The sequence below is a fragment of the Leclercia sp. UBA5076 genome, assembly GCF_002416465.1.
Taxonomy (GTDB): Bacteria; Pseudomonadota; Gammaproteobacteria; order Enterobacterales; family Enterobacteriaceae; genus Enterobacter.
The window spans coordinates 177727-202212 of record NZ_DIAO01000004.1 but is presented as its reverse complement, the minus strand read 5'-3'; the positions used below and the strand labels follow the sequence as shown (position 1 = coordinate 202212).

22 protein-coding genes are annotated in these 24486 nt (G+C 57.6%); 13 read left to right on the top strand and 9 right to left on the bottom strand.

Annotation, left to right across the window (positions count from 1 at the left end):
* Position 1 precedes the first annotated feature (1 nt).
* The 11 genes from gspG (at position 2) to B3X29_RS04515 (ending at position 10861) form a co-directional block, all read left to right on the top strand.
* Positions 2–445, top strand: a complete 444-nt coding sequence (gspG, locus tag B3X29_RS04565) for a type II secretion system major pseudopilin GspG (RefSeq protein WP_159339225.1) — start codon at positions 2–4, stop codon at positions 443–445.
* Positions 445–930: a type II secretion system minor pseudopilin GspH gene (gspH, locus tag B3X29_RS04560; RefSeq protein ID WP_159339224.1), complete on the top strand. Its 486-nt coding sequence runs from the start codon at positions 445–447 to the stop codon at positions 928–930. Before gspG ends, gspH begins: the two co-directional genes overlap by 1 nt.
* Entirely contained in the window at positions 923–1303 is a 381-nt protein-coding gene (gene gspI, locus B3X29_RS04555) for a type II secretion system minor pseudopilin GspI (protein WP_159339223.1), read from the top strand. The genes gspH and gspI overlap by 8 nt, the downstream gene beginning before the upstream one ends.
* Entirely contained in the window at positions 1300–1959 is a 660-nt protein-coding gene (gene gspJ, locus B3X29_RS04550; RefSeq protein ID WP_159339222.1) for a type II secretion system minor pseudopilin GspJ, read from the top strand. Before gspI ends, gspJ begins: the two co-directional genes overlap by 4 nt.
* Complete coding sequence (gene gspK / locus B3X29_RS04545; RefSeq protein WP_159339221.1) at positions 1956–2969, top strand: type II secretion system minor pseudopilin GspK; 1014 nt, start codon at positions 1956–1958, stop codon at positions 2967–2969. Before gspJ ends, gspK begins: the two co-directional genes overlap by 4 nt.
* A 15-nt stretch (positions 2970–2984) precedes the next feature.
* Complete coding sequence (gene gspL, locus B3X29_RS04540; protein ID WP_159339220.1) at positions 2985–4130, top strand: type II secretion system protein GspL; 1146 nt, start codon at positions 2985–2987, stop codon at positions 4128–4130.
* Positions 4127–4612 carry a type II secretion system protein GspM gene (gspM, locus tag B3X29_RS04535; RefSeq protein WP_156654191.1) on the top strand — a complete coding sequence of 162 codons (486 nt, stop codon included), beginning with the start codon at positions 4127–4129 and terminating at the stop codon, positions 4610–4612. The genes gspL and gspM overlap by 4 nt, the downstream gene beginning before the upstream one ends.
* Positions 4609–5406 (top strand): prepilin peptidase, encoded by a 798-nt coding sequence (locus B3X29_RS04530; RefSeq protein WP_103178885.1) that lies wholly within the window; start codon positions 4609–4611, stop codon positions 5404–5406. Before gspM ends, B3X29_RS04530 begins: the two co-directional genes overlap by 4 nt.
* A 247-nt stretch (positions 5407–5653) precedes the next feature.
* A complete protein-coding gene (locus tag B3X29_RS04525; protein WP_156654192.1) occupies positions 5654–8344 on the top strand; it encodes a glycosyl hydrolase family 18 protein in 2691 nt (896 codons plus the stop codon).
* Between the two features lie 96 nt (positions 8345–8440).
* A complete protein-coding gene (gene iagB / locus B3X29_RS04520) occupies positions 8441–8884 on the top strand; it encodes a type III secretion system invasion protein IagB (RefSeq protein ID WP_156654193.1) in 444 nt (147 codons plus the stop codon).
* A gap of 135 nt (positions 8885–9019) precedes the next feature.
* Entirely contained in the window at positions 9020–10861 is a 1842-nt protein-coding gene (locus B3X29_RS04515) for a glycoside hydrolase family 19 protein (protein WP_159339219.1), read from the top strand.
* A gap of 55 nt (positions 10862–10916) precedes the next feature.
* Here B3X29_RS04515 and B3X29_RS04510 read toward each other — a convergent pair whose 3' ends face one another.
* The 4 genes from B3X29_RS04510 to poxB form a co-directional block, all read right to left on the bottom strand.
* Complete coding sequence (locus tag B3X29_RS04510; RefSeq protein WP_103178888.1) at positions 10917–11930, bottom strand: NAD-dependent epimerase/dehydratase family protein; 1014 nt, start codon at positions 11928–11930, stop codon at positions 10917–10919.
* Between the two features lie 91 nt (positions 11931–12021).
* A complete protein-coding gene (locus B3X29_RS04505; protein ID WP_159339218.1) occupies positions 12022–13458 on the bottom strand; it encodes an SDR family oxidoreductase in 1437 nt (478 codons plus the stop codon).
* Between the two features lie 9 nt (positions 13459–13467).
* Positions 13468–14469, bottom strand: a complete 1002-nt coding sequence (ltaE, locus tag B3X29_RS04500; protein WP_159339217.1) for a low-specificity L-threonine aldolase — start codon at positions 14467–14469, stop codon at positions 13468–13470.
* Between the two features lie 38 nt (positions 14470–14507).
* Positions 14508–16226 (bottom strand): ubiquinone-dependent pyruvate dehydrogenase, encoded by a 1719-nt coding sequence (gene poxB, locus B3X29_RS04495; protein ID WP_159339216.1) that lies wholly within the window; start codon positions 16224–16226, stop codon positions 14508–14510.
* A 151-nt stretch (positions 16227–16377) separates the two neighbouring features.
* Here poxB and B3X29_RS04490 point away from each other — a divergent pair, with 151 nt between their 5' ends.
* On the top strand, positions 16378–16812 hold the full coding sequence (locus B3X29_RS04490; RefSeq protein ID WP_156654197.1) for a DoxX family protein: 435 nt from the start codon (positions 16378–16380) through the stop codon (positions 16810–16812).
* A gap of 99 nt (positions 16813–16911) precedes the next feature.
* On the opposite strand, the gene hcr is transcribed toward B3X29_RS04490, so the two are convergent.
* The 4 genes from hcr to aqpZ all read right to left on the bottom strand — a co-directional run bounded on the left by hcr (position 16912) and on the right by aqpZ (position 21450).
* Entirely contained in the window at positions 16912–17880 is a 969-nt protein-coding gene (hcr, locus tag B3X29_RS04485) for an NADH oxidoreductase (protein WP_159339215.1), read from the bottom strand.
* A gap of 11 nt (positions 17881–17891) precedes the next feature.
* On the bottom strand, positions 17892–19544 hold the full coding sequence (gene hcp / locus B3X29_RS04480; RefSeq protein WP_156654198.1) for a hydroxylamine reductase: 1653 nt from the start codon (positions 19542–19544) through the stop codon (positions 17892–17894).
* Positions 19545–19687: 143 nt separating this feature from the next.
* Entirely contained in the window at positions 19688–20587 is a 900-nt protein-coding gene (locus B3X29_RS04475; protein WP_103178895.1) for a lysine exporter LysO family protein, read from the bottom strand.
* A 167-nt stretch (positions 20588–20754) separates the two neighbouring features.
* On the bottom strand, positions 20755–21450 hold the full coding sequence (aqpZ, locus tag B3X29_RS04470; RefSeq protein ID WP_156654199.1) for an aquaporin Z: 696 nt from the start codon (positions 21448–21450) through the stop codon (positions 20755–20757).
* Positions 21451–21821: 371 nt separating this feature from the next.
* Between aqpZ and B3X29_RS04465 the strand changes: the two genes are divergently transcribed.
* A complete protein-coding gene (locus tag B3X29_RS04465) occupies positions 21822–23480 on the top strand; it encodes an ATP-dependent endonuclease (protein ID WP_156654200.1) in 1659 nt (552 codons plus the stop codon).
* On the opposite strand, the gene B3X29_RS04460 is transcribed toward B3X29_RS04465, so the two are convergent.
* Positions 23477–24433: a VirK/YbjX family protein gene (locus B3X29_RS04460; RefSeq protein ID WP_159339213.1), complete on the bottom strand. Its 957-nt coding sequence runs from the start codon at positions 24431–24433 to the stop codon at positions 23477–23479. The two genes, B3X29_RS04465 and B3X29_RS04460, sit on opposite strands and share 4 nt — an antisense overlap.
* Positions 24434–24486 lie beyond the last annotated feature (53 nt).

Sequence of the window (24486 nt, the reverse complement as noted above, 5' to 3'; positions counted from 1 at the left end):
TATGGCGATGAAACGAAAAAACCTGGCGGGCCAGGCGGGCTTTACTTTGCTCGAATTAATGGTGGTCATTGTTATTCTCGGCGTACTGGCCAGTATGGTGGTGCCGAATTTAATGGGAAATAAAGAGAAAGCGGATATCCAGAAAGCCACCAGCGATATTGTGGCGCTGGAAGGCTCGCTGGATATGTATAAGCTGGATAACCACCGTTATCCCACCACTGAACAGGGCCTGCAGGCGCTGGTCACCAAACCTGAAATCGCGCCAATCCCGAACGGCTACCGCGCTGACGGCTATATTCGCCGCCTGCCGCAGGATCCGTGGGGCAGTGATTACATTCTGGTCAGCCCGGGCGAACATGGCGCCGTTGACGTATTCTCCGCCGGTCCGGACGGCGAAGCCAATACCGCAGACGATATTACCAACTGGTCGCTCAATAAAAAATAATGAACAGGCAACGCGGCTTTACGCTGCTGGAAATTATTCTCGCGCTGGTGATATTCGCCAGCTGCGCCATGATGGTGGTCTCAACAATACCGTCGCGCAACGGCGCGGATATATTTGGTCAGCAATTAAAAGCCGTTGTTGAATATGGTTCCGACCGGGCGGTGATGGACGGAAATATTGTGGGCCTGGTGGTGACGCCGGATAAATATCAGCTGATGACGCTCAATGAAAAAAAGGGTGAACGCCGCTGGGTGCCGTTAGCGCAACGCCGTATCACTACCGGGGGCGACTTCCCTGAAGGGATGCACGTCTCGCTCACCCCGCAGCGTCTGGCCGCCACGCCTGACGCCGAGCCGCAGATCGTCTTTTTGCCGGACGGCGAGATGAGCCGTTTCACCCTGACATTACAGAGTGACGATAAACAACACCATTTCCGCGTGGTGTCGCAGGGCGCGGCACCGGTTACGGTAGAGAACGATGGCTAAACGAAATGCCTCGCAGCGCGGGATGACGCTGCTGGAGGTGATGGTCGCCCTGGTGATCTTCTCCACCGCCGCGCTGGCGTTAATGAACTCTGTCTCCCTGAACGTGCGCTTTACCCACGGTCTGGCGGATACCCTCCAGGCCTGCTGGGTCGCTGAGAATCTGCTCGCCGAAGCGCAGCTGACCAAGAGCGACTTCCCGGATGCAGGGCAGAAGGGGACGGAACTGATGGGCGGGCGCAACTGGAACTGGCGGATGCAGCGGGTGAAGGTTGCCGATAAGCGCTGGGCGGAGGAGATCCTGGTCTATGCCGAAGGGGATGAGAGCCAGCCGGTGGTAGCGATGCGGGTACTGCCTCCGGGAGAGAAAAAATGAAGAAACGGCAAAGCCAGCGCGGCTTTACGCTGCTGGAGATCATGATTGCGCTGACCATCTTTGCGGTGATCAGCACCCTCGCCTGGCAGATCCTCGACGGCGCGATGCGTACCAGCAATGCCACCGATCGCAACGCGTCCAGGCTCAATCAGATCCAGCGCGCCTGGAGCCTGCTGGAGCGTGATTTTTTTCAGCAGCAGGCCCGGGCACCGCGCAATGAACCCGACGTTTTTCGCCAGGATGATAACGCCATCGAACTGACCACCCTCAACGGGGTGAGCGGGCATGTCCAGCTGGAGCGGGTGCGCTGGCGGTTTGAGGATCACCGGCTGTGGCGCGATGTCTGGCCGACCATCGACAGCCCGGCAGGCGTAAAACCCGAAGTGGTGCCGATTGTCTCTGAGGTGAAATCCGCCCAGTGGCGATTTTTCAGCGGTTCATGGCAGAAGCCCTGGCGAGAGAGCGGGCATCAGCCAGACGGGGTCGAGTTGACCCTGACCATGGAGAGCGGCGACACCTGGCGCTGGGTCTTTACCACCCCAGGCGACATGCCGCAGCCGCAGATCGCCGTGAAAACGGCTGAAAAGCCCGAAGAGGCGAAGCCTGCGTCCGCTCCTGAACAAGCGCCAGCACCGGTACCGGAAAGTCAGCCATGAACAAAATGAATCAAAGCCAGCAGCGGGGCGTTGCGCTGCTGGTGGTGCTAATCCTGCTGGTGATGATGTCGGCCCTGGCGGCCAGAATCAGCCAACAGTTCAGCCGTAATTTACAGAAAACCCACTACCAGGTGAGCCAGCAGCAGCTGCGCTGGGCGATACAGCGCCAGGAGCAGGCGGTGAAGCAGCTGTTGCAGACCGCCGCCAGCGGCGAGAATCCGCTGGAGCCGGACGGTGAGTGGCATCAACCCCTTGAGACACAGGGGGAGTTTTACACGGTGGTGAGCCAGGTTGAGGACGCGCAGGACTGCTTTAACGTCAATAATCTGCTCACCGTGGAGCAGGCGGCAAAGGATCAGGCCACGTCAGCCATACCGGAGAAGTCCCGTAAGCAGCAGACGGTTGAACAACTGCTGGCCGACGCGGGTCTGGATCAGATCACCGCTGAGCAGGTCTATCAACAGCTGGTGGATTACCTGGACGGCGACAGCACCACGGCGAAAGGGGCCGCGGAGAGTGATGCCTGGGCAGGTGTGCAGCCCGCGCGGCTTCCGGCCAACCAGATGATGCGCAACATCAGCGAAATCAGGCTGCTGCCCGCGTTTCCGGCATCGGCCTATGCCAAAGTCAGCGCGCTACTGTGCGCCCTGCCGGATGCCAGCAGCAAGATCAACGTCAATACCCTCAAGCCTGAACAGGCAAAACTGCTGGCGGCGCTGTTTGCGGGAAAACTGACGGAGGATGACGCCGCCCGGCTGCTCGCGTCACGCCCGGAAGCGGGATGGGAAAACGTGGAGGCCTTCAGCAAGGCGCTGGAGCAAAATTTTCCCCAGCTGAAAGACGAGTTAACTCAGGTGGCTGAACAGGTAGCCGTCAACAGTCGCTACTTCCGGGTGAACTACACCGGCAACACCGATGATTTAACGCTGCGCGTGGTCAGTCAGCTTCAGGTTAACAGTGAAGCGGGCGAGATCGTAACCTGGCAGCGCCGTTACCGAATGATTGAATAATAAAAGCCGATACCGATGAAAAAGATACTTTTTGTACGTCCCGACAGCCGCGAGGACGGGACCATTGCATGGTGCGAATCCGGGAGCCAGCAGGTCAATACGCTCCACGGCATGGCGGCCCTGTCGACGCTTGCGGACCATCCGCTGGCGTCGCGCATCTGTCTGCTGTTACCCGCCGGTGAGACGATCTTCCGCCACTTCTCCCTGCCAAAGAAAGGGCTCAGCGCCCAGGCGACGCCATTCTCGTGGATGGCCGAGGAGACGCTGATCGGTGACGTCGACGACCTGCACTGGACGGTATTGAGCAAAAAAGGAGAGGAAGTGGATGCTGTCGCCATTGAGGGTCGGCGCTTGCGCAACTGGCTCACCCGCTTTGAGCAGGCCGGGCTGAAGGTCGTTCAGGCCCTGCCTGACGCCTGGCTGCTGCCGGTCGTGGAAGGAGGAAGCACGCTGGTTGCGCTGGATGAGAGCTACTGGCTGCGCTTTTCACCGGCCAGCGCCTGTGAAGCCGACGCCTCGCTGCTGCCGCTGCTGATGGCGAAATCTCAGCCGGGGATGGTGCGCTGCTATGGCGAGGCGCCTGCCGGAATTGCGGTGGATGAATCCTTACCCTGGCAGCACCCGTTAGTGCTGATCCAGCCGCAGTGGCAGAACTGCCGGGCCAATGTGCTGCACGGCGAGTTTCATCCCCGCGGCGCCCAGGGCGGTGCCTCCAAAGGCATGAAAGGGGCAATGGTTGCCCTGGCGCTGCTCAGCGTCGGATTGCTGCTGGGGCCGAGACTGGCAATGGCCCTGCTGCTGGTGCACCAGGAAAACCAGCTGCAACAGGAGATCGCCACGGTCTATCAGTATCATTTCCCCAGCCTTCGCCAGCAAAGCAATATTAAGTATCACTTTGGTCAGAACCTGAAGAAGGTTAACAAAGGCGTCTTTCTGCAAATGGCGGATCTGAACAAAGCGAAGCAGGCGGTTCCGGGTATAGAAATTAACCTGCTGGATTATGACGGTTCGCAAAACCGCTGGACGCTCAGCGCCAGCAGCCAGAACAGCGCATCGCTGCAGGCGTTCATTCAGCAGAGCAGTGCGGATTTCAACTTTTCGCTGCAGCCGGTTTCAACGGTCGCGCCCTTTACCGCCATGATCACGGGGAAACACAAATGAAAGAGCGTGTCGCACAGCTTAAAGCGCGGTATCAGAATTACTCTGCCCGTGAAAAGGTGCTGATGAAATTCTGCGCCGCGGCGCTGGGCTGCGCCGTCGTCTATTACGGCGGCATGGTTCCGCTGGATAATATGATTAAAAATAGCCAGTCAACGCTGAAGCGCCAGAGAGATACCCTTAACTGGATGCGTAGCGAAATCGATAAAAACCATCTCCAGGTGCAGCAATTAACAACCGACAATCCGCGTAGCGTGGTGGAAAACAGCGCAAAGCAAATAAAGCTGCCGCTAAATGATGTGCGTCAGGAGGGGCAGACGTTATCGTTTATTGTGCCCCGGATGGAGATCAATGAGCTGAAGAACTGGTTGCGCGAAATTAACGCCACCTCAGGGATCAAACTGGAGAAAATAAAGCTGACTCCTGTCGACCACCAGCGTGACGTCAGGGCAGAGATCCAGCTTAGCTGGAAAAAAACGGCATGACGGCTTTCGTCCTGTTCAGAGAGAGCAGCCCGGGCCTGTTCAGCCTGATGAGCGCCGTTTTTGGCGCAATTATCGGCAGCTTTCTCGGCGTGGTAGCAGAGCGGATCCCGCCGATGCTGCTTGAAGATGAGGCCGGGATTAACTTACTCGTTCCGGGCTCGCACTGCCCGGCATGCCAGCATGATTTGGCCTGGTGGCAAAATATCCCACTGGTAAGCTGGTTGGCGCTACGCGGGCGCTGCCACTACTGCGGCAGCGCTATCCCATTGCGTTTATGGTTACTTGAAGCCTTTACCTTCCTCTTTTTTGGCACCACCGCCTGGTCTATGCCAGACCTTGCCGGGCTCTTTTCCCTCTGGCTGTTGAGCGCCTTTTTGCTGCCGCTCGCCCTCATCGATGGGCGGCATCTGCTGCTGCCGGACTGCCTGACACAACCGCTGCTGTGGGCCGGGCTGCTGGTCCACCTTATCAGCCCGACGCTGCCCCTGCGCGATGCCATTATCGGCGCCGTGGCGGGCTACCTCTCTCTCTGGCTTGTCTACTGGACGTTTCGCCTGATAACCGGTCGCGAAGGTCTGGGTTACGGTGATTTCAAGCTGCTGGCCGCGCTGGGCGCCTGGTGCGGCTGGCAGGCGCTGCCTGATGTACTGTTACTGGCGTCGTTAACCGGCATTGCCGGACATCTCCTCTTTATTAAAGCGGATCAAAAAGCCGCGCACATTCCTTTTGGCCCGGCACTGGCGGCCGGAGGCGTTATTACCTTTATTTTGCAAAATTATTCACTCATCCCCTAATTAAATCTGTCAATTATATTTTGAGATTTTTTCGACAAGGGAAAGAGGTGAGTAATCATTTTTTTGCTAATACTATCTTCGTTATAAACCGCATGTGACGTTAATTTTATAATTAAGATTAACTGAAAATATTAAAAACATTTTAATTCATTATGTATTTAATTTTTTTTAAATCCATGTTGGTTTTATTTCATGTTTAAGGAAGACATGTTTTTTAAAGTTCACGTAGAGTTATTAGGATATGAAAATGAATTTCTTTAAGCCTAAATACCTGGCGCTTTTTGTTGCAGCGGCAACCAGCCCTGTATTTGCAGCCGTTCCAGGTGTGCCATCATTGACCAGCGGCAACGACAAGTTTGCTATTGTTGAAGTTGACCAGGCCGCGCAGGACTATAACTCTCTGGTAAAAGTTCACGATGGCGCAGACGTTAAAGTTGAGTGGAATGTCTGGAGTGGTGATGCTCCAACCTCGGCAAAAGTGCTGCTGGATGGTAAGGAAGTCTGGTCTGGCGCGAGCGGCGCGACAGGCTCCGCCACCTTTAAGGTGAAAAAAGGGGGCCGTTACCAGGAGCAGGTTCAGGTATGTAATGACAGCGGCTGTAGCACCAGCGCCAGCAAACTGATCATTGTGGCGGATACCGACGGTAGCCACCTGCTGCCATTAAACACCACGCTTCATGAGAACAACAAAGCGTTCGCCAAACATACCGATAAAGTGGTTGCGGCCTATTTCCCTGAGTGGGGCGTATACGACCGTAACTTCACCGTGGATAAAATCCCGGTTGCCAACCTGAACCACATTCTTTACGGCTTCATTCCAATTTGCGGTGGCGATGGCATCAACGACAGCGCTAAATCTTCCGGCGCGCTGGAATCCCTGAAACGCGCCTGTGCTGGCCGTCAGGACTACACCGTCGCCATTCATGACCCGTGGGCTGCGCTGCAAAAACCACAGCAAGGTGTGACCGGCTGGGACGAACCGTACAAAGGTAACTACGGCCAGCTGATGGCGATGAAAAAAGCCAATCCAAACCTGAAGATCCTGCCTTCTGTGGGCGGCTGGACCCTGTCCGATCCCTTCTTCCAGATGGACAACAAAGTGCTGCGCGACCGTTTCGTCGGCTCAGTTAAAGAGTTCCTGAAAACCTGGAAAGTGTTTGATGGCGTGGATATCGACTGGGAATTCCCGGGCGGCGGCGGCGAGAATGCCAAACTGGGCAACCCGCAGACCGACAAAGCCACCTATACCGCACTGATGCACGATCTGCGCGCCATGCTGAACGAGCTGTCTGCTGAGACTGGCCGTACTTACGAGCTGACCACCGCTATCGGCGCCGGTAGAGATAAGATTGAAGATGTCGATTACACCACTGCACAGCAGTACATCGACCACATCTTCCTGATGAGCTACGACTACTACGGCGCATGGAGTAACACCGAACTGGGTCACCAGGCGGCGCTGTACGGTGCTTCCTGGAAACCAGATACCAACTACACCACCGATAACGCCGTGAAAGCGATGCTGGACCAGAAAGTACAGCCGGGCAAAATCGTAGTGGGTGCGGCGATGTACGGTCGCGGCTGGACCGGCGTACACGGCTACACCGGCGACAATCCATTCACCGGCACCGCGACTGGCGCAATTCCGGGTACCTGGGAAGCGGGTATCATTGACTACCGCGTGATTGCCAATCAGATGAAAGGCAAGCCAGGCTGGGAGTACAAATATGACAGCGCGGCAGAAGCGCCTTACCTGTTCAACAAAGCCACCGGCGAGCTGGTGAGCTATGACGACGCCCGTTCGGTTGCGGCGAAAGGCAAGTACGTACTGGACAAAAACCTCGGCGGTCTGTTCGCATGGTCTATTGAATCCGATAACGGCGATATCCTGAACGCCATGAACGAAAGCCTGTTGGGCAACGGTTCCTCTTCTGACGAGCCAGCGAACACCAACCACGCGCCTGTGGCGACCGCTGCTGACCAGACCGTGACCGGTCCGGTGACCGTCACGCTGGATGGTTCTGCTTCTTCCGACCAGGATGGCGATGCGCTGACCTACAAGTGGACGCAGATTTCCGGAACCGCGGTGAATATCGCGAACAGCACCTCCGCGAAAGCCACCTTTAGCGTTCCGGCTGTGACCAGCGACCATACCCTGGCCTTCCGTCTGACCGTGACCGATGCGAAAGGGCTCTCCAGCACCGTGAACGTCCAGGTCGTCAACAAAGCGCCTAAAGCGAACCAGGCTCCGGTGGTTAACCCAATGCAGGCCGTCACCCTGGAAGCGGGTCAGACGCAGTCCCTGCATGTCCAGGCATCCGATCCAGATGGCGATGCGCTGACCTATAGCTGGAGCGTACCGGCAGAGATGAATGCTACCGGTATCAATACCTCAAGCGTGCGCATCACTGCGCCGGAGGTGACCTCCGAGTCCAGCTACTCCCTGAGCGTAGTGGTCGGCGATGGCAAAGAGAGCGTGCACTCAACCGTGCAGGTTAACGTCACGCCAAAAGCGTCTGAGCCAGCCGATGATGTCACGCCGCCTGCGGATGACGTCACGCCACCAGCTGATGAAGATACTCCTCCGTCCGACGAAGGAGCAACCGGTAGCTGTGATAAGCCTGTCGATGCCAACGCCAGCAAATATGCTGCGTGGAGCAGCAGCAAGGTCTACAACACTGGCGATACCGTTAGCTTCGACCATCTGGTCTGGAAAGCGAAGTACTGGACTCAGGGCAACCAGCCTGGCTTTGGCGAGGGAGCATGGGAACTGGTCAGCAAAGTGAAGTTCAGCTGGCAACCCGAAATGGTTTATAACGGCGGCGACACGACCACTTATGAAGGTTTCGTTTACCGTGCGAAGTGGTGGACCCGTGGTGATAACCCAGCCAACAGCGATGTATGGGTGAAAGAAGGCGCAGCAGCAGACTGCAAATAATCGTCCTTCTCTGAGATGGCGGGCGCGATCTTTGCCCGCCATCAATGACCGCGCTTCACCGCGCGGTCAGTCCATCAGCGTCGGCCAGGTGAAGAGATGAAACGCGTTATTTTTCTGTTGTTGTTAATCAGTCAGGGGGTATTAGCCAACTGCTGGAATTCTGCCGGGAAATATTACCATGTCGATCCCTGGTTATTATTTGCCATTGCGGACGTGGAGTCCGGCCTCAATCCGAACGCGGTCGGTTATAACCACGACGGCTCCCGGGATGTCGGTCTGATGCAAATAAATAGTACGCATTTTGCTGAACTGGAAAAAAAGGGCATTGATGAATACCGGTTAATAACGGAGCCCTGCACCTCTATTATGGTTGGCGCTTCTATTCTCTCCGGCATGATTAACGTTTACGGCTATAACTGGGAGGCGGTCGGCGCCTATAACGCGGGACTGAAACCGGAGAATTATCCCCAGCGCAGGATTTACGCCAGAAAAGTCTGGGCGAAATATCAAAGAATAAAACGGATGTCGCAGTACCGATAGTCAGTTTTTTTTGAAGAATATCTTACGAGTGTTCTTCAGAAAGAAAAGGTTGCTGTCCCGGATTTATTTATTAAAGGGTTAATACATAAATCGAGTTCGTATTGCTTATTATCGTTTTTAAAAGGAACAACGTAGATGAATAAAAGGACATTGCTGAGCATTCTGGTCGCGGGGGCGTGTGTTGCGCCAGTAATGGCACAGGCAAACATGCTCAAGGCGGAAAGCAGTGAACCCTACACGATAAAAGCCAGCGATCTGGCAAAAAAAGAGCAGGCGTTAACGGATTTTCCGCTGATGAAGTCGGTCAAGGCGACAATCCGCACCCTGGATAACGCCCTGGTGGAGCAGATTGAGCCGGGTAAGGCGACCAATCCAGATAACGTGAAGCGTGTTGAAAGCATTCTGAAGGAGAGCGACTGGGAGTATCTGTTCCCGCTGCGCGCCAAAGAGTACAGCTACAGCAACTTACTGAAAGCGGTGGGTAAATTCCCGGCGCTGTGCGATACCTACACCGATGGCCGCGACAGCCTGGCGATTTGCCGTAAAGAGCTGGCGACCATGTTTGCACACTTCGCGCAGGAGACCGGCGGGCATGAATCCTGGCGTCCGGAAGCCGAATGGCGTCAGGCGCTGGTATACGTTCGCGAAATGGGCTGGAGCGAAGGCCAGAAGGGCGGCTATAACGGCGAATGCAACCCGGATGTCTGGCAGGGACAGACCTGGCCGTGCGGCAAAGACAAAGACGGCGATTTCCTGAGCTACTTTGGCCGCGGCGCCAAGCAGCTCTCCTACAACTATAACTACGGTCCGTTCTCGGAAGCGATGTTTGGCGACGTCCGCACGCTGCTGGACAAACCGGAGCTGGTTGCCGACACCTGGCTGAACCTGGCGAGCGCCATCTTCTTCTTCGCCTACCCGCAACCGCCGAAGCCGAGCATGCTGCAGGTCATCGACGGCACCTGGCAGCCAAACGATCACGACAAAGCTAACGGCCTGGTACCGGGCTTCGGCGTGACCACCCAGATCATTAACGGCGGCGTGGAATGTGGCGGCCCGACGGAAATTGCCCAGTCCGAAAACCGGATCAAATACTACAAAGAGTTCGCCAACTACCTGAAAGTGCCGGTTCCGGAAAATGAAGTCCTGGGCTGTGCCAACATGAAGCAGTTTGATGAAGGCGGCGCCGGTGCCCTGAAAATTTACTGGGAACAGGACTGGGGATGGAGCGCAGATACGCCGGACGGCAAAACCTACGCCTGTCAGCTGGTGGGTTATCAGACGCCATTCAGCGCCTTTAAAGAGGGCGATTACACCAAGTGCGTGCAGAAGTTCTTTAACGTGAATATCGTCAATGACGATGGCTCTGCGGTTAACCCGAGCGATAATACGCCAGCGGACAATACCCCGGCAGACAATACGCCAGCGGATAATACTCCGGCTGATAACACCCCGGCAGACAATACGCCAGCAGATGAGACGCCAGCTGTGACTAACCATGCGCCGGTTGCGGTCATTTCCGGCCCGGTTGGGGCGGTTGACGCGGGTGCCCAGGTCTCCCTGAGCGCGGAAGGCTCCACTGACGAAGATGGCAACAAACTGACCTATACCTGGCGTTCCCAGGACGGCCAGACCGTCTCCGGTGAAGACAAAGCGGTAGTGACCTTTACTGCGCCTGAAGCAGCAACGGCTCAGCAGATTGAAGTGAGCCTGACCGTCAGCGATGGCGAGCTGAGCGACACCACGACTTACCTGCTGAACGTGAAAGCGAAAGCGCAGACCCCGTCAGGTGACGAAGGCTCAGACACTTACGCGGCGTGGAGCGCCAACAACAAGTACAACGCAGGGGATATCGTGAACAACCACGGTAAACTCTTCCAGTGCAAGCCGTTCCCGTACAGCGGCTGGTGTAACAGCACCCCGGCTTACTATGAACCAGGCGTAGGCCTGGCATGGGCAGACGCCTGGACCGCACTTTAATAGCAAAACGGCAACCTCAGGGTTGCCGTTTTTTTCTCTGCCGCGCGCCGGGCTGTTAGCGATGTAACTTCCCGTGATCCCGCAGCCAGGCCGCGGTGCGCACAATCCCCTCATCCAGCGTCACCAGCGGCTTATAGCCCAGCTCACTCTCAGCGCGTTGCGTATCGAGGGTAAAATCAAAGTTCAGTTTCGACACCCCGTAGTGCGTCAGCATCGGCTCTTTGGCAGCCTTATTGCCCAGCCGCTCCATGCTGCGGGCAATAATATCCAGCATCGGGTAGGGCACGGAGCGGATCCGGCAGTGAATGTTCAGCTCGTCGATCAGCTTTTGCACAATGCTGCGCAGCGAGCGTGGCTCGCCGTTGGTGATGTTGTATGCCCGGCCGGATGGCAGCCCGTCGCACTCACGCTGGCTGGCCAGCCACATGGCATGAATGGCATTGTCGTAATAGGTCATGTCCACCAGCGCATCCCCGCCGCGCGGCAACAACACGCTGCCGTAGTGGTGCATCATCTGCGCCAGGCGCGGAATAAACACTTTGTCGTGCGGGCCAAACAGGCTCTGCGGACGCAAAATGGTAAAACGGGTATGCGGGTTAGACTGCGCCAGCAGATCGATTACCTCTTCGCTGGCGGCTTTACTGCGGGCAAATTCGCAGGCGAAGCGCGCCGGACGGAAATCTTCCTGGATATCGCGATGGTGGTGATAGTCGAAATAGAGCGACGGCGAGGAGATATGCACGAAGTTGCGCACGCCCCAGGCCACAGCCCACTCACCCAGACGGCGGGTGGCGCGCACGTTTGCCAGGTCGAACGCTTCCTGGGTTCCCCAGGGTGAGGTAAAGCTGGAGCAGTGCCACAGCGTATCGATTCCGGCCAGCATCACTTTTGCCTGGGAAGAGACCAGTTCCGTCAGGTCGGCATGGACAAACTCTGCGCCCATTTTTTGCAGCAATTTACCCATCGCTTCATTACGACCGGTGGCCCGGACGCTGACGCCTTTATTGCGCAAAAACTCCACCGCATTGCGGCCTAAGCCGCTGGTGGCGCCGGTAACCAGTACCTTCATATCGATCCACTGTATTGAAAGAATTTCGTGCGCATTCTTCCGTGAATTACGACTGTATGCAATGGGAAACGTGAAAGATTCAGAGTTTTAATTACTCTTTTTCTCTGTTTTGTTCTGCCAGAAAAACAATACGCCGGGCCATTCCCCGGAAGATAAACAGGTGCGCCGGGATCATCAGCAGCCAGTAGAACAGACCTGGCATGCCGTGCGGATGCCACCAGGCGCGCACGTCCAGCTCCCGGTGGTCGCCTTTGTCCTTGAGCGTAAAGCACAACCGCCCGAGGCCGGGGGCTTTCATGCCAAACAGCAGCGCCAGCTGCTTTTCAGGTTCAACGATAATTACCTTCCAGCTGTCAACGGTATCGCCGGTTTGCAAATATGGCGCGGCCGGACGGCCTTTCGCCAGCTTATGCCCGACGAGCCGATCCATCATCGCCCGGGTTTGCCACAGCGCGTTGCCAAAGAAGTAGCGCTCTTTACCGCCGATCTGGTTCACCACTTCCCACAGGGCGCTGAGGCTGGCGGTGGTTTTCACCGTGCATCCGGCCTGTTTCGGGTAGTAACCATATTCCGGACGCCAGCGGGCGAACGCCTGGGCGTCGTAGCCCCAGTCGCTGGAGTTCACCAGCTTCTCCTCTTCTTTCAGCGTGTTACGAACCGCGTCATCGAAGGGGATCAGCGTTTGCGGGATCAGGTTGCGCAGCGCGCGATCGTCAGCCAGCAGATCGTGTTTCAGCCCCTGGATTAACGCTTTGGCAATGGTCGGCGGCACGGAGGTAATCACATTTAAAAACCACACTGAGATCCAGCGGGTCGGGAAAGGAATGGGGATCAGCGGGCGACGACGGCCACTTACCCGCATAAAATGTTCAAACTGCTGCTGATAGCTCAACACCTCGGGTCCGGCGGCCTCCAGCACCCGGTGCTGCGTGGCCGGGTGGTTGAGAAGCTCCACCATATAGTGCAGCAGGTTCTCCAGCGCAATCGGCGTGGTGCGGGAGCGGACCCAGCGCGGCGGGGTCAGCACCGGCAGGTTATAGACCATATCGCGCATCACTTCGAAGGCGGCAGAACCGGCGCCAACGATGATCCCGGCCCGCAGTTCGGTAAGCGGGATCCCGGCGCTGCGCAGGATATCGGCGGTAAGTTGCCGGGCGCGCAGATGGTCGGACTGCTCATGCGCCGGTGCCTGTAACGAACTGAGAAAGATAATCTGCTTAACCGGGTGTTCCAGCAGCACGTCGCGCACGTTCATCGCCACCTGCCGCTCGTGGGCGATAAAGTCCCCCCCTTCGCCCATGCTGTGTACCAGATAGTAAAGGGTATCCACCCCCTCCAGCAGCGCCGCCAGCGTCTGCGGCCAGTTGAGGTCGATAGCATGGCAGGTGACGTGGGGCAGGGCCTGCTTTTGCAGACGTTCAATGCTGCGTGCCGCAGCCCGGACCTGGTGCCCGTGTGCGCTCAGGGCGGCCACCAGATGTTGACCGATATACCCGCTGGCACCCAGCACCAGAATACGTTGCGGCACGTGGACTCCTTAGCGCTGCAAAAATGCCTGCCAGTGGGCAACCACGTCTGTCAGCTGCTCGCGGTTAACGTCGAGATGCATCACCAGACGCACCACCGGCGAGGCGTTAATCAGCACGCCGCGCGCCTTCATAAACTCGCCTAATGCTGCGGCGTGTTCCTCTCCGACGCGGACAAAGAGCATGTTGGTGTCGTGACGCATCACGTCGGCGCCGATCTCGCGCAGCTGCGCAGCCATCCACGCGGCGTTGTCGTGATCGTCCTTCAGGCGGACTACGTTATTTTTCAGGGCGTACAGACCTGCCGCGGCGAGGATCCCGGCCTGGCGCATGCCGCCGCCGGTCATTTTGCGCCAGCGGTTGGCGCGCTTGATGTAGTCGGCGTTGCCCACCAGCAGGGAGCCCACCGGCGTGCCCAGCCCTTTGGAGAGACAAATGGTGAACGAGTCGCAATATTGCGTAATCGCTTTCAGCTCACAGCCATACTCCACCACGGCGTTGAAGATGCGCGCGCCGTCAACGTGCAGCCCCAGTTTACGCTCGCGGGTAAACTCCCACGCCGCTTTCAGGTAGTCGCGCGGCAGCACTTTGCCGTTATGGGTATTTTCGAGGCTGAGCAGTCTGGTGCGGGCGAAGTGAATGTCGTCGGCTTTGATTTTAGCCGCCACCTTGTCCAGCGGCAGGGTGCCGTCGGGGGCGGCATCGATAGGCTGCGGCTGAATGCTGCCGAGCACCGCCGCGCCGCCCGCTTCGTACAGATAGTTATGCGCTCCCTGGCCGACGATATACTCTTCGCCGCGCTCGCAGTGGCTGAGCAGTGCCACCAGGTTCGCCTGGGTGCCGGTGGGCAGGAACAGCGCAGCCTCGTGGCCGCTCAGTTCGGCGGCATAGCGCTGAAGTTCGTTAACGGTGGGGTCATCGCCATAGACGTCGTCCCCGACCGGTGCGGCCAGCATCTCCTTGAGCATGGCCTGCGTCGGGCGGGTTACGGTATCGCTACGTAAATCAATCATTTCACATCCCTATAGTTTAAAAGGTGATGTGAAATGTTTTACCTGAGCCAGTTGGTTTTTGCCAGCTCCAAAACTTCGTCACCGCGGCCACTGATAATGGCGCGCAGCATATAGAGACTAAAGCCCTTCGCCTGTTCCAGTTTGATCTGCGGCGGAATAGCCAGCTCCTCTTTGGCCACCACCACATCCACCAGCACCGGGCCGTCGGTGGCAAAGGCGCGGCTGAGGGCATCATCCACTTCCGAGGCTTTCTCCACGCGAATACCGGTGATACCGCAGGCTTCGGCGATGGCGGCGAAGTTGGTGTCGTGCAGATCCGTACCGTCGGTCAGATAGCCGCCCGCTTTCATCTCCATCGCCACAAAGCCCAGCACGCTGTTGTTAAAGACGATGATTTTGATCGGCAGTTTCATCTGCGCCACTGAAAGGAAGTCGCCCATCAGCATACTGAAGCCGCCGTCGCCGCACATCGCCACCACCTGACGGTCCGGCGCGGTGGCTTTCGCCCCCAGCGCCTGCGGCATGGCGTTGGCCATTGAGCCGTGGTTAAACGACCCCAGCAGGCGGCGCTTGCCGTTCATTTTCAGGTAACGCGCCGCCCAGACGGTGGGGGTACCCACGTCGCAGGTAAAGATGGCATCCTCGGCGGCGTAACGACTGATCTGCTGGGCCAGATACTGCGGGTGCAGCGCTTTATCGCTGGGTTTCGCCTTGTCATCCAGCCCTTTGCGGGCATCGCGATAATCGCTCAGGGCTTTATCCAGGAAGGTGCGATCGGTCTTCTCCTCCAGCAGCGGCATGAGTGCGCTCAGGGTCGCCTTGATGTCGCCCACCAGCGCCATATCCACTTTACTGTGCGCCCCGATGCTGGCGGGGTTAATGTCGATCTGGATAATTTTGGCGTCGGTGGGGTAAAACGCGCGATAGGGGAACTGGGTCCCGAGCAGCACCAGGGTGTCGGCATTCATCATGGTGTGGAACCCGGAGGAGAAGCCAATTAGCCCGGTCATCCCCACGTCGTAGGGGTTATCGTATTCTACATGCTCTTTCCCGCGCAGGGCGTGAACAATCGGCGCCTTAAGTGTGCCGGCAAATTCCAGCAGCTCCTCGTGGGCTCCGGCGCAGCCGCTGCCGCACATCAGGGCGATGTTGCTGGAGTAGCGCAGCAGCTGGGCCAGTTTTTTCAGCTCCGCGTGGGCGGGCGTCACCACCGGCTGGGGCGCAGGATACCAGTGGGTGCTGGCACTTTCCGGCGCCGCCTGCAGCGCCACGTCGCCTGGCAGCACAATCACCGAAACGCCGCGCTTCAGAATGGCGTTGCGCATCGCCAGGGCCAGCACCTGGGGGATCTGCTCAGGGGAGGAGACCAGTTCACAGTAGTGGCTGCATTCACGGAACAGCTCCTGCGGATGCGTCTCCTGAAAATAGCCGCTGCCAATCTCGCTCGACGGAATGTGCGCGGCGATAGCCAGCACCGGGACATGATTACGGTGACAATCAAACAGACCGTTGATCAGGTGCAGATTGCCAGGCCCGCACGAGCCCGCACAGACCGCCAGCTCTCCGGTCAGCTGAGCTTCGGCCCCGGCGGCGAACGCGGCGACCTCCTCATGGCGGGTCGGCATCCATTCGATGGTGCCCATTCGGTTCAGGCTGTCGCTCAGACCGTTGAGGGAATCCCCGGTAACACCCCAGATCCGTTTTACCCCGGCCTGTTCCAGCATTTTCGCAATATAGTTCGCCACGGTTTGTTTCATGGTAGTCCATCTCCTGAATGTGATAACGCTTTCAAGCTTAGATGAAACTGACCGGCATGCCCGCGGAATCCCCCTTATTAATAGTTGCTTTCACTGTGCAACATTTCGTCATATTGTGGTATGAGTTTAGTTAAAAATGGAGTCAATTCAGATGGTTAAATCATTGTTACTTGCTGTTAATAAAACGCTAACGCACGAAGATTTCGGCAGATTGTTGCTGCGGCTGGCGGTGGGGGGATTGATGCTGTTTCATGGCCTGCATAAGGCTATCGACGGGGTCGGGGGGATTGCAGGCATGCTGGTGGCAAAAGGGCTGCCGGGCTTTATCGCCTGGGGCGTGCTGATGGGTGAAGTGGTGGCGCCGATCCTGATTATTCTCGGCATTCTCACCCGTCCGGCGGCGCTGATATTAGCGTTCACCATGGTGGTGGCGTGGCTGATGGTAGGTACCGGGAAAACCTTCGCGCTGGATGCGGTAGGGGCATGGGCGATTGAGAGTCTGGTCTATTTCTTTGTGGGGGCGCTGGCGGTGGCATTTTTGGGGGCAGGGCGGTTTGCGGTGGTCAGCGATCCGGCGTGGAAGTAATTCCTCTGCAGCGGTAATGCCGGGCGGCACTGCGTTTGCCCGGCCTACGGTTCGCGCTCTTTTGTAGGCCCGGCAAGCGTAGCGCCACCAGGCGTTTTTTCAGGCCAGCACCAGATCCCCCTGCGGATGGCAGGAGCAGGCCAGCACATAGCCTTCCGCCACTTCGGCATCCGTCAGCGTCATGGTGCTGGTAACGGTATAGTTCCCGTCCACCACTTTTGTTTTACAGCAGCCGCACACGCCTGCACGGCAGGCAGCCACCACCGGCACGTTATTGCTCTCCAGCGCCTCCAGCAGCGTACTGCCCACGCGGCCAAAGAAGGTTTTCGCAGGCTGCAGTTTGGTGATCTTCAATCCGTGGGTGGCGGCTTCCGCGACCGGGGTAAAGAACTGCTCTTTAAAGAAGCGGGTCACGCCCAGGGCCTTCACCTCTTCTTCAACGATTGCCATATAGGGCGCCGGACCACAGGTCATCACCGTGCGGGAGGCGATATCCGGTACGCTTTGCAGCAGTTCGCGACTCAGGCGACCGGCGACAAACCCCTCTGTAGCGTTGTTTTCCGCCACCAGGGTAACCGGGTAGTGACGCCATTCGTCTGCAAAAATGACATCCTGCGGCGAGCGCACGCTGAAGATCACCGCCACGTCAGCCTGCGGGCGATTCTTCGCCAGCCAGCGCCGCATCGACATCACCGGCGTGACGCCGCAGCCGGCGGCCAGCAGCAGGAATTTATCGTCCGGCTTATCGTCGCAGGTAAAATCTCCCTGCGCGTCAGAGAGCCAGATATAATCCCCACGCTTCACCTCACCTGTCAGCCACTGTGAGCCCGCCCCCTCATCAATGCGACGAACCGTCAGCGTAATGTACTCGCTGATGCCCGGCGTCGAGGAGATCGTGTACGCCCGCAGCGTCTCTGCGGAGTGACGCACGCTGACCAGCGCATACTGCCCGGCACGGTAAGGATAATAGTCGTGGCACAGCAGCGAAATCGTCCAGACATCCGGCGTTTCCTGATGGATGTGGTGCACCTGCATCCGCCATGGGCACTGATGGGTTGGCATCGTCATACTTTTACTCCTTACGCGCTCAGCAGTTGCTTCATATCTTCTTCAACGGTGGTCACGGAACGCAGACCGAACTTCTCGTTGAGAACCGCCAGCAGATCCGGGGTGAAGAAGCCAGGCGCCGTCGGGCCGGTGACGATGTTTTTCACGCCCAGCGAGAGCAGGGTCAGCAGGATCACAATCGCTTTCTGCTCGAACCAGGAGAGCACCAGGGACAGCGGCAGATCGTTTACGCCGCAGCCCAGTTTTTCCGCCAGGGTGACCGCGAGGATGATGGCTGAGTAGGCATCGTTACACTGACCGGCATCGATCAGGCGCGGCAGCCCTTCGATATCCCCGAACTCCAGCTTGTTGAAGCGGTACTTACCGCAGGCCAGGGTCAGGATGAGGCAGTCGTCCGGCACGCTGGTGGCGAAGTCGGTGAAGTAGTTACGTTCCCCGCGCGCGCCGTCGCAGCCGCCCACCAGGAAGATATGACGCAGTTTTTCGCGGCTCACCAGATCAATCAGGGAATCTGCCGCACCCAGCAGGGTCTGGCGACCGAAACCGACGGTGATCAGGTGCGGAATTTCGCTGTAGGGGAAGCCCGCCATCTGCTGGGCCTGGGCAATCACCGGACCAAAATCGTCGCCTTCGAGGTGGCTCACGCCCGGCCAGCCGACGATGCTGCGGGTCCAGATGCGGTCATCGTAGGCACCCACCGTCGGGTCGATGATGCAGTTCGAGGTCATCACGATAGGGCCCGGGAAGCGGGCGAATTCCACCTGCTGGTTCTGCCAGCCGCTGCCGTAGTTCCCGATCAGATGTTTGAATTTACGCAGTTCCGGGTAGCCGTGGGCGGGCAGCATCTCGCCGTGGGTGTAGACGTTAACGCCGGTGCCATCGGTCTGCTCCAGCAGGTTGTAGAGATCTTTTAGGTCGTGACCGGAGATCAGGATGCATTTGCCTTCGGTCGCTTTGACGTTGACCTGCGTCGGGGTTGGGTGGCCATATTTGGTGGTTTCACCGGCATCCAGGATGCTCATCACTTTGAAGTTCATCTGGCCGATCTCCATGGAACACGCCAGCAGGGCGTTCATGTCGGAAGGCCAGGTGCCGAGCCACGCCATAATTTTGTGGTACTGGGCGTAGATGTCGTTGTCGTACTGATCCAGAACGTGGGCGTGCTCCATATAAGCCGCGGCACCTTTCAGGCCGTACAGGCAGAGCAGACGCAGGCCGAGAATGTTCTCGCCAATCGCCGCTTTGTCTTTGTTCGGGGTAAATTCAGCCGCCTGGCGCTGCAGATCGCCGAGGTCGTCGCTGACCAGTTGCAGGTCACCCATCGGGTTATCGACCTGGGCGCTGGCATCCACATTCAGGCACTGCGCTTTGAGGGCTTCACGCAGGGCGATGGCTTCGCGGGCGTAGCCCACAATGCGCGGGGAGTCGAAGTTCACGTTAGTCAGGGTAGAGAAAAACGCGCGCGGGGCGAAGTGATCAACGTAGTGGTCGATAATGCCATATTCCCGGGCTTTAACTGCCCAGGCGGATAAACCCTGCAGGGAGGCGATCAGTAAATCCTGCAGATCGGAGGTTTCTGCGGTTTTACCGCACATGCCCTGTGCGTAAGAGCAGCCGTTGCCAGCTGGGGTACGGATGGTTTGTTCACATTGCACACAAAACATAATCACACCTGTTAAAGTTATATTTGATATACATGTTTAAGATTATGCCTGTGGCGATACGGTGGGAAGCGCTTTCTGCCACAAAGTAGAGGGATATTGATTTAGCGCAATTTTGGCGGCAGCAGGCTACCGCCAAAGAAGTATCAGGCTGAGAAGAACGCCATCATGACGGGCACCAGCAGGCTTAAAATAAAGCCGTGAACGATGGCGGCAGGTACCATCTCCAGCCCGCCCGAGCGTTGCAGCACCGGCAGGGTGAAATCCATTGAGGTGGCACCGCACAGCCCCAGCGCCGTGGAACGACTGCGGCGCACCAGACCGGGAATCAGCATGATGGCGATCAGCTCGCGCCCCAGATCGTTAAAGAAGGCGGCGCTGCCAATGACCGGACCGAAAGACTCGGTTAACAGAATGCCGGAAAGCGAATACCAGCCAAAACCGGAGGCCATCGCCAGGGCAGTATTCAGCGGCAGGTCGAGAATAAAGGCGTTAATCACCCCGCCAATCAGCGAACTGCCCACCACCACCACCGCCACTATCATGCCGCGACGGTTGAGAACGATCTGTTTTAAGGTCATGCCATTATTTCGCAGCTGAATACCAATAAGGAACAGCAGGAAGATCAGGGTATATTCACTGGCCTCGGTGGCGTGTTGTAAAAAAGAGAATCCTGTCAGCCCCAGCAGAAAACCGAGCACCACCACGCCGCATAATTTTAATGACTCCAGCGCCATGGCAATGCGTGAAGGCAATTTTTCCTGATGGTGATGATTTTTCCACGGAATAGCGCGCTCCAGCCAGAACAGGGCCGCGATATTACAGAGCAAAATAACGGCCATCGTAATAATGGAGTAGTGCAGGATAGAGAGCAGATTGGTGGCAAGATTATCGAGGAAGGCGAGGCTGATCCCCATAAAAAAGAGAATGACGTAGACAATTCCGCTCAAAAGTCGGTTGATCAGTTTTAACGCTGACAGCTGATGAAGAGGAATGAGATAGCCCACGATCAGTGGGAGCAGAATGATTAAGAGTCCTGAAAACATGAACAACCGGTCCTGTATATGAGTGGCGCTGTGACACTACCCAATTCAGACGGTTCAGTAAAGGTGAAAACAGTGCCGGGCGGCGCTTCGCTTGCCCGGCCTACGAAATGCTGTCCCGTAGGCCGGGTAAGGCGAAGCCATCACCCGGCGCCACAACGCGCGCACGCTTAATCGCGTTTTTCCAGCAGGGTGCGGTACAGCACGCCGCCAATAATACCGCCGATAATCGGCATCACCCAGAACAGCCACAGCTGTTGCAGCGCCCAGCCGCCCTGGAAGATGGCTACCGCTGTGCTGCGCGCCGGGTTAACAGAGGTGTTGGTCACCGGAATGCTGATCAGGTGGATCAGGGTCAGCGCCAGGCCAATCGCAATCGGCGCGAAACCGGCCGGGGCGTGCTTGTCCGTTGCGCCGTGGATCACCAGCAGGAAGCCCGCAGTCAGCACAATTTCAATCACGATGGCAGAGAGCATGGAGAAACCGCCCGGGGAGTGTTCGCCAAAGCCGTTTGAGGCAAAGCCGCTGGCCGCAGCATCAAAGCCCGCTTTACCGCTGGCAATAACATACAAAATAGCGGCAGCAATAATTCCACCAATGACCTGGGCAATAATATAGCCAGCAACCTCTTTTGCCGGAAAACGGCCGCCGGCCCACAATCCTAATGTTACCGCCGGGTTAAAGTGACCGCCGGAAATATGCCCCACGGCATACGCCATCGTTAAAACCGTTAAACCAAAGGCCAGCGAAACGCCGACAAAACCAATTCCCAGTTCCGGGAACCCTGCTGCCAGGACGGCGCTACCGCAGCCACCAAATACCAACCAGAATGTCCCAAAACATTCCGCTGCTAATTTTCTGAACATAACCACCTCAAAGAAAAAATGAGCGCAATCCTGCGCCATTGTTATTTATCGCCAAAACAAGCGACGATTTTTAAAACGCCACTATTCTAAAAATGAATATTCCCTCTCACCAGTTAAATAAATACGGTAAGTTTGATGTAGGGCAATGTGTTGCGCTTCCTTGCTAAATTATGGCGAGTAAAGCAGAGTTACATTTTCGGCAGCAAGAGTATGCGGCGGAAATCGTTATTACAAATGAAACTGTCTGGTTAAATTCTTAATTTTCCCTTCTGGCAATCATTATTCCGCCGACGATGGAGTGTCCGTCCGGGCCCGCTGGCGTTATACTCCTGATAACTTAAAGGAAAAAGTTCATTTCTCCCGGAGGGTACATGTTGCTAGAGCGTGTGGAAATCGTGGGGTTTCGCGGCATTAACCGTCTGTCGCTGATGCTTGAGCACAACAACGTGCTGATCGGAGAAAACGCCTGGGGTAAATCGAGCCTGCTGGACGCCCTGACGTTGCTGCTATCGCCGGAATCCAGTCTGTACCATTTTGTCCGGGAAGATTTCTGGTTCCCCCCCGGGGATCTGCAGGGGCGTGAACACCATCTGCATATTATCCTTACCTTTCGTGAAAGCGAGCCGGGGCGCCATCGCGTTCGCCGCTATCGTCCTCTTGCCGATTGCTGGGTGCCCTGTGATGATGGCTATCGGCGCATTTTTTATCGTCTGGAGGGTGAGCTTGCCACTGATGACAGTGTGCTGACCCTGCGCGGTTTTCTCGATACTGACGGCCAGGTCCTGCCGCTGGAGGATATCGACGAGCGGGCGCGCCATCTGGTCCGTCTGATGCCGGTGCTGCGCCTGCGTGATGCCCGCTTTATGCGCCGCATTCGCAACGGTACCGTCCCCGACATGCCTGATGTGGAGGTCACCGCCCGGGAGCTGGACTATCTGGCCCGGGAACTGGTCGCCCGCCCGCAAAACCTGACCGACGGCCAGATCCGCCAGGGGCTGTCGGCAATGGTACAGCTGCTGGAGCACTACTTCTCCGAACAGGGCACCTCCCCGGTGCGCAACCGGCTGATGCGGCGGCGCTCCCATGACGAGCAACGCAGCTGGCGTTATCTCGATATCATCAACCGGATGATCGACCGTCCCGGCGGCCGCTCGCACCGGGTGATTCTGCTGGGGCTCTTCTCCACGTTGTTGCAGGCCAAAGGCACCGTCCGGCTGGACCGGGATGCCCGTCCGCTGCTGCTGGTGGAAGATCCCGAGACGCGCCTGCACCCAATCATGCTCTCGGTGGCCTGGCACCTGCTGAATCTGCTGCCGTTGCAGCGCATCACCACCACCAACTCCGGCGAACTGCTGTCGCTAACCCCGGTCGAGCACGTCTGCCGTCTGGTGCGTGAGTCGTCGCGCGTCTCGGCTTACCGCCTGGGTCCGGGGGGCATGAATGCGGAAGACAGTCGCCGTATCGCCTTCCATATTCGCTTCAACCGCGCCTCCTCGCTGTTTGCCCGCTGCTGGCTGCTGGTGGAAGGGGAGACCGAAACCTGGGTGATTAACGAGCTGGCCCGTCAGTGTGGGCACCACTTTGATGCCGAGGGCATCAAAGTGATCGAGTTTGCCCAGTCGGGCCTGAAACCGCTGATTAAATTTGCCCGGCGGATGGGCATCGAATGGCATGTGCTGGTGGATGGTGACGAAGCGGGTAAGAAATATGCCGCGACCGTGCGCGGGCTGATCAATAACGATCGGGAGGAGGAGCGCGAGCACCTGACGGCGCTGCCCGCCATGGACATGGAACACTTCATGTACCGGCAGGGCTTTGCCGATGTCTTTCACCGGGTGGCGATGATCCCGGACGACGTCCCGATGAACATGCGACGGGTGATCATGAAGGCCATTCACCGTTCCTCGAAACCCGATCTGGCGATTGAGGTGGCGATGGAGGCTGGTCGTCGCGGCGTGGAGGCGGTGCCCACGCTGTTACGGAAGATGTTCTCCCGCGTGCTGTGGCTGGCACGCGGGAGGGCGGACTAGCGGCGGGTCGCCCGGTTGACCTGATCGATCAGGCTGTCCAGCAGGGTAAACCGGCGGCGGTACTCGGCGCGTTTTTTGCTGGCGATCTCCTCCATCGGTTTGCGCGGCATGGCGAGCGGCAGCCTGAAGTTGCCCTCGCTGTCGCGCTCCCCGCCCAGCGACAGCCAGAAACTGTCGTAGTCGGCCAGCAGTTTCCCCTCTTTTTTCTTGCGATAGCGCCAGCTGCGATAAATATGGGTGCTGTTGCTGACGGCGATAATCTGCTCCACGGCCAGGGCGCTGCCGAGCGTCATGGCGGCTTCCACCAGCAAACGTTTCGGGAACAGGCCGTGACAGGCTTTGGTGGCGCTCTGAATCGCCTCGTGCGGCACAAAGGCTTTTGCCCCCTGCATCCCGCCGATAAACAGCGTCGGGGTGCCGTTAACCTGACACAGCGTAAAGGTCATCTCCGCCAGCACCGTCTGCTGTTCGTCGCAAAACGCCAGCGTCGCTTCGCCCTCTTTATCGAGGAAGGCATCAGCGCACAGACGCAGGGTAAAGGCGCGATCGTCTTTCCCGGTCAGGGTCAGTAACGTGACCCCCTCCCGGGAGAGATAGCCGTTCATCAGCGCGGCCGGGAGCCGGCTCTGCAGGGTCTGATAGTGCCAGTTCAGCGCCTGGAGCGTTTGCTGGCGATTCATCGCCACCGAGAGCCACGGGCGATGCAGGCGGCAGGGCAGTCCCGGCTGGGCCTGTAACAGTTGCAGCAGTTGCGGCTGTTTTGTCAGGCTTGCCAGCAGACGTGCAGTGCTGAACGGCGTCATCAGCGAGCGCAGCATAAACTTGCGGCGATAGGCCGGATTACGCCAGGCAAGGCCGGGGGTTAATGTCCCGGAGGCCAGATGCTGAAATAGCTGCCAGGCTGATTTAGGTTGCTGCTGATGTGAATAAGATGACTCTGCGATGGAGGACATAATAGATCCCGGTCTTGTTGCCAGGCCTTTATTTCAGCAGGGGTTTTATCAAC

Coding starts and splice junctions, on each gene's coding strand:
- gspG (WP_159339225.1), top strand. CDS start 2: ATGGCGATGAAACGAAAAAACCTGGCGGGCCAGGCGGGCTTTACTTTG.
- gspH (WP_159339224.1), top strand. CDS start 445: ATGAACAGGCAACGCGGCTTTACGCTGCTGGAAATTATTCTCGCGCTG.
- gspI (WP_159339223.1), top strand. CDS start 923: ATGGCTAAACGAAATGCCTCGCAGCGCGGGATGACGCTGCTGGAGGTG.
- gspJ (WP_159339222.1), top strand. CDS start 1,300: ATGAAGAAACGGCAAAGCCAGCGCGGCTTTACGCTGCTGGAGATCATG.
- gspK (WP_159339221.1), top strand. CDS start 1,956: ATGAACAAAATGAATCAAAGCCAGCAGCGGGGCGTTGCGCTGCTGGTG.
- gspL (WP_159339220.1), top strand. CDS start 2,985: ATGAAAAAGATACTTTTTGTACGTCCCGACAGCCGCGAGGACGGGACC.
- gspM (WP_156654191.1), top strand. CDS start 4,127: ATGAAAGAGCGTGTCGCACAGCTTAAAGCGCGGTATCAGAATTACTCT.
- B3X29_RS04530 (WP_103178885.1), top strand. CDS start 4,609: ATGACGGCTTTCGTCCTGTTCAGAGAGAGCAGCCCGGGCCTGTTCAGC.
- B3X29_RS04525 (WP_156654192.1), top strand. CDS start 5,654: ATGAATTTCTTTAAGCCTAAATACCTGGCGCTTTTTGTTGCAGCGGCA.
- iagB (WP_156654193.1), top strand. CDS start 8,441: ATGAAACGCGTTATTTTTCTGTTGTTGTTAATCAGTCAGGGGGTATTA.
- B3X29_RS04515 (WP_159339219.1), top strand. CDS start 9,020: ATGAATAAAAGGACATTGCTGAGCATTCTGGTCGCGGGGGCGTGTGTT.
- B3X29_RS04510 (WP_103178888.1), bottom strand. CDS start 11,930: ATGAAGGTACTGGTTACCGGCGCCACCAGCGGCTTAGGCCGCAATGCG.
- ltaE (WP_159339217.1), bottom strand. CDS start 14,469: ATGATTGATTTACGTAGCGATACCGTAACCCGCCCGACGCAGGCCATG.
- poxB (WP_159339216.1), bottom strand. CDS start 16,226: ATGAAACAAACCGTGGCGAACTATATTGCGAAAATGCTGGAACAGGCC.
- B3X29_RS04490 (WP_156654197.1), top strand. CDS start 16,378: ATGGTTAAATCATTGTTACTTGCTGTTAATAAAACGCTAACGCACGAA.
- hcr (WP_159339215.1), bottom strand. CDS start 17,880: ATGACGATGCCAACCCATCAGTGCCCATGGCGGATGCAGGTGCACCAC.
- hcp (WP_156654198.1), bottom strand. CDS start 19,544: ATGTTTTGTGTGCAATGTGAACAAACCATCCGTACCCCAGCTGGCAAC.
- B3X29_RS04475 (WP_103178895.1), bottom strand. CDS start 20,587: ATGTTTTCAGGACTCTTAATCATTCTGCTCCCACTGATCGTGGGCTAT.
- aqpZ (WP_156654199.1), bottom strand. CDS start 21,450: ATGTTCAGAAAATTAGCAGCGGAATGTTTTGGGACATTCTGGTTGGTA.
- B3X29_RS04465 (WP_156654200.1), top strand. CDS start 21,822: ATGTTGCTAGAGCGTGTGGAAATCGTGGGGTTTCGCGGCATTAACCGT.
- B3X29_RS04460 (WP_159339213.1), bottom strand. CDS start 24,433: ATGTCCTCCATCGCAGAGTCATCTTATTCACATCAGCAGCAACCTAAA.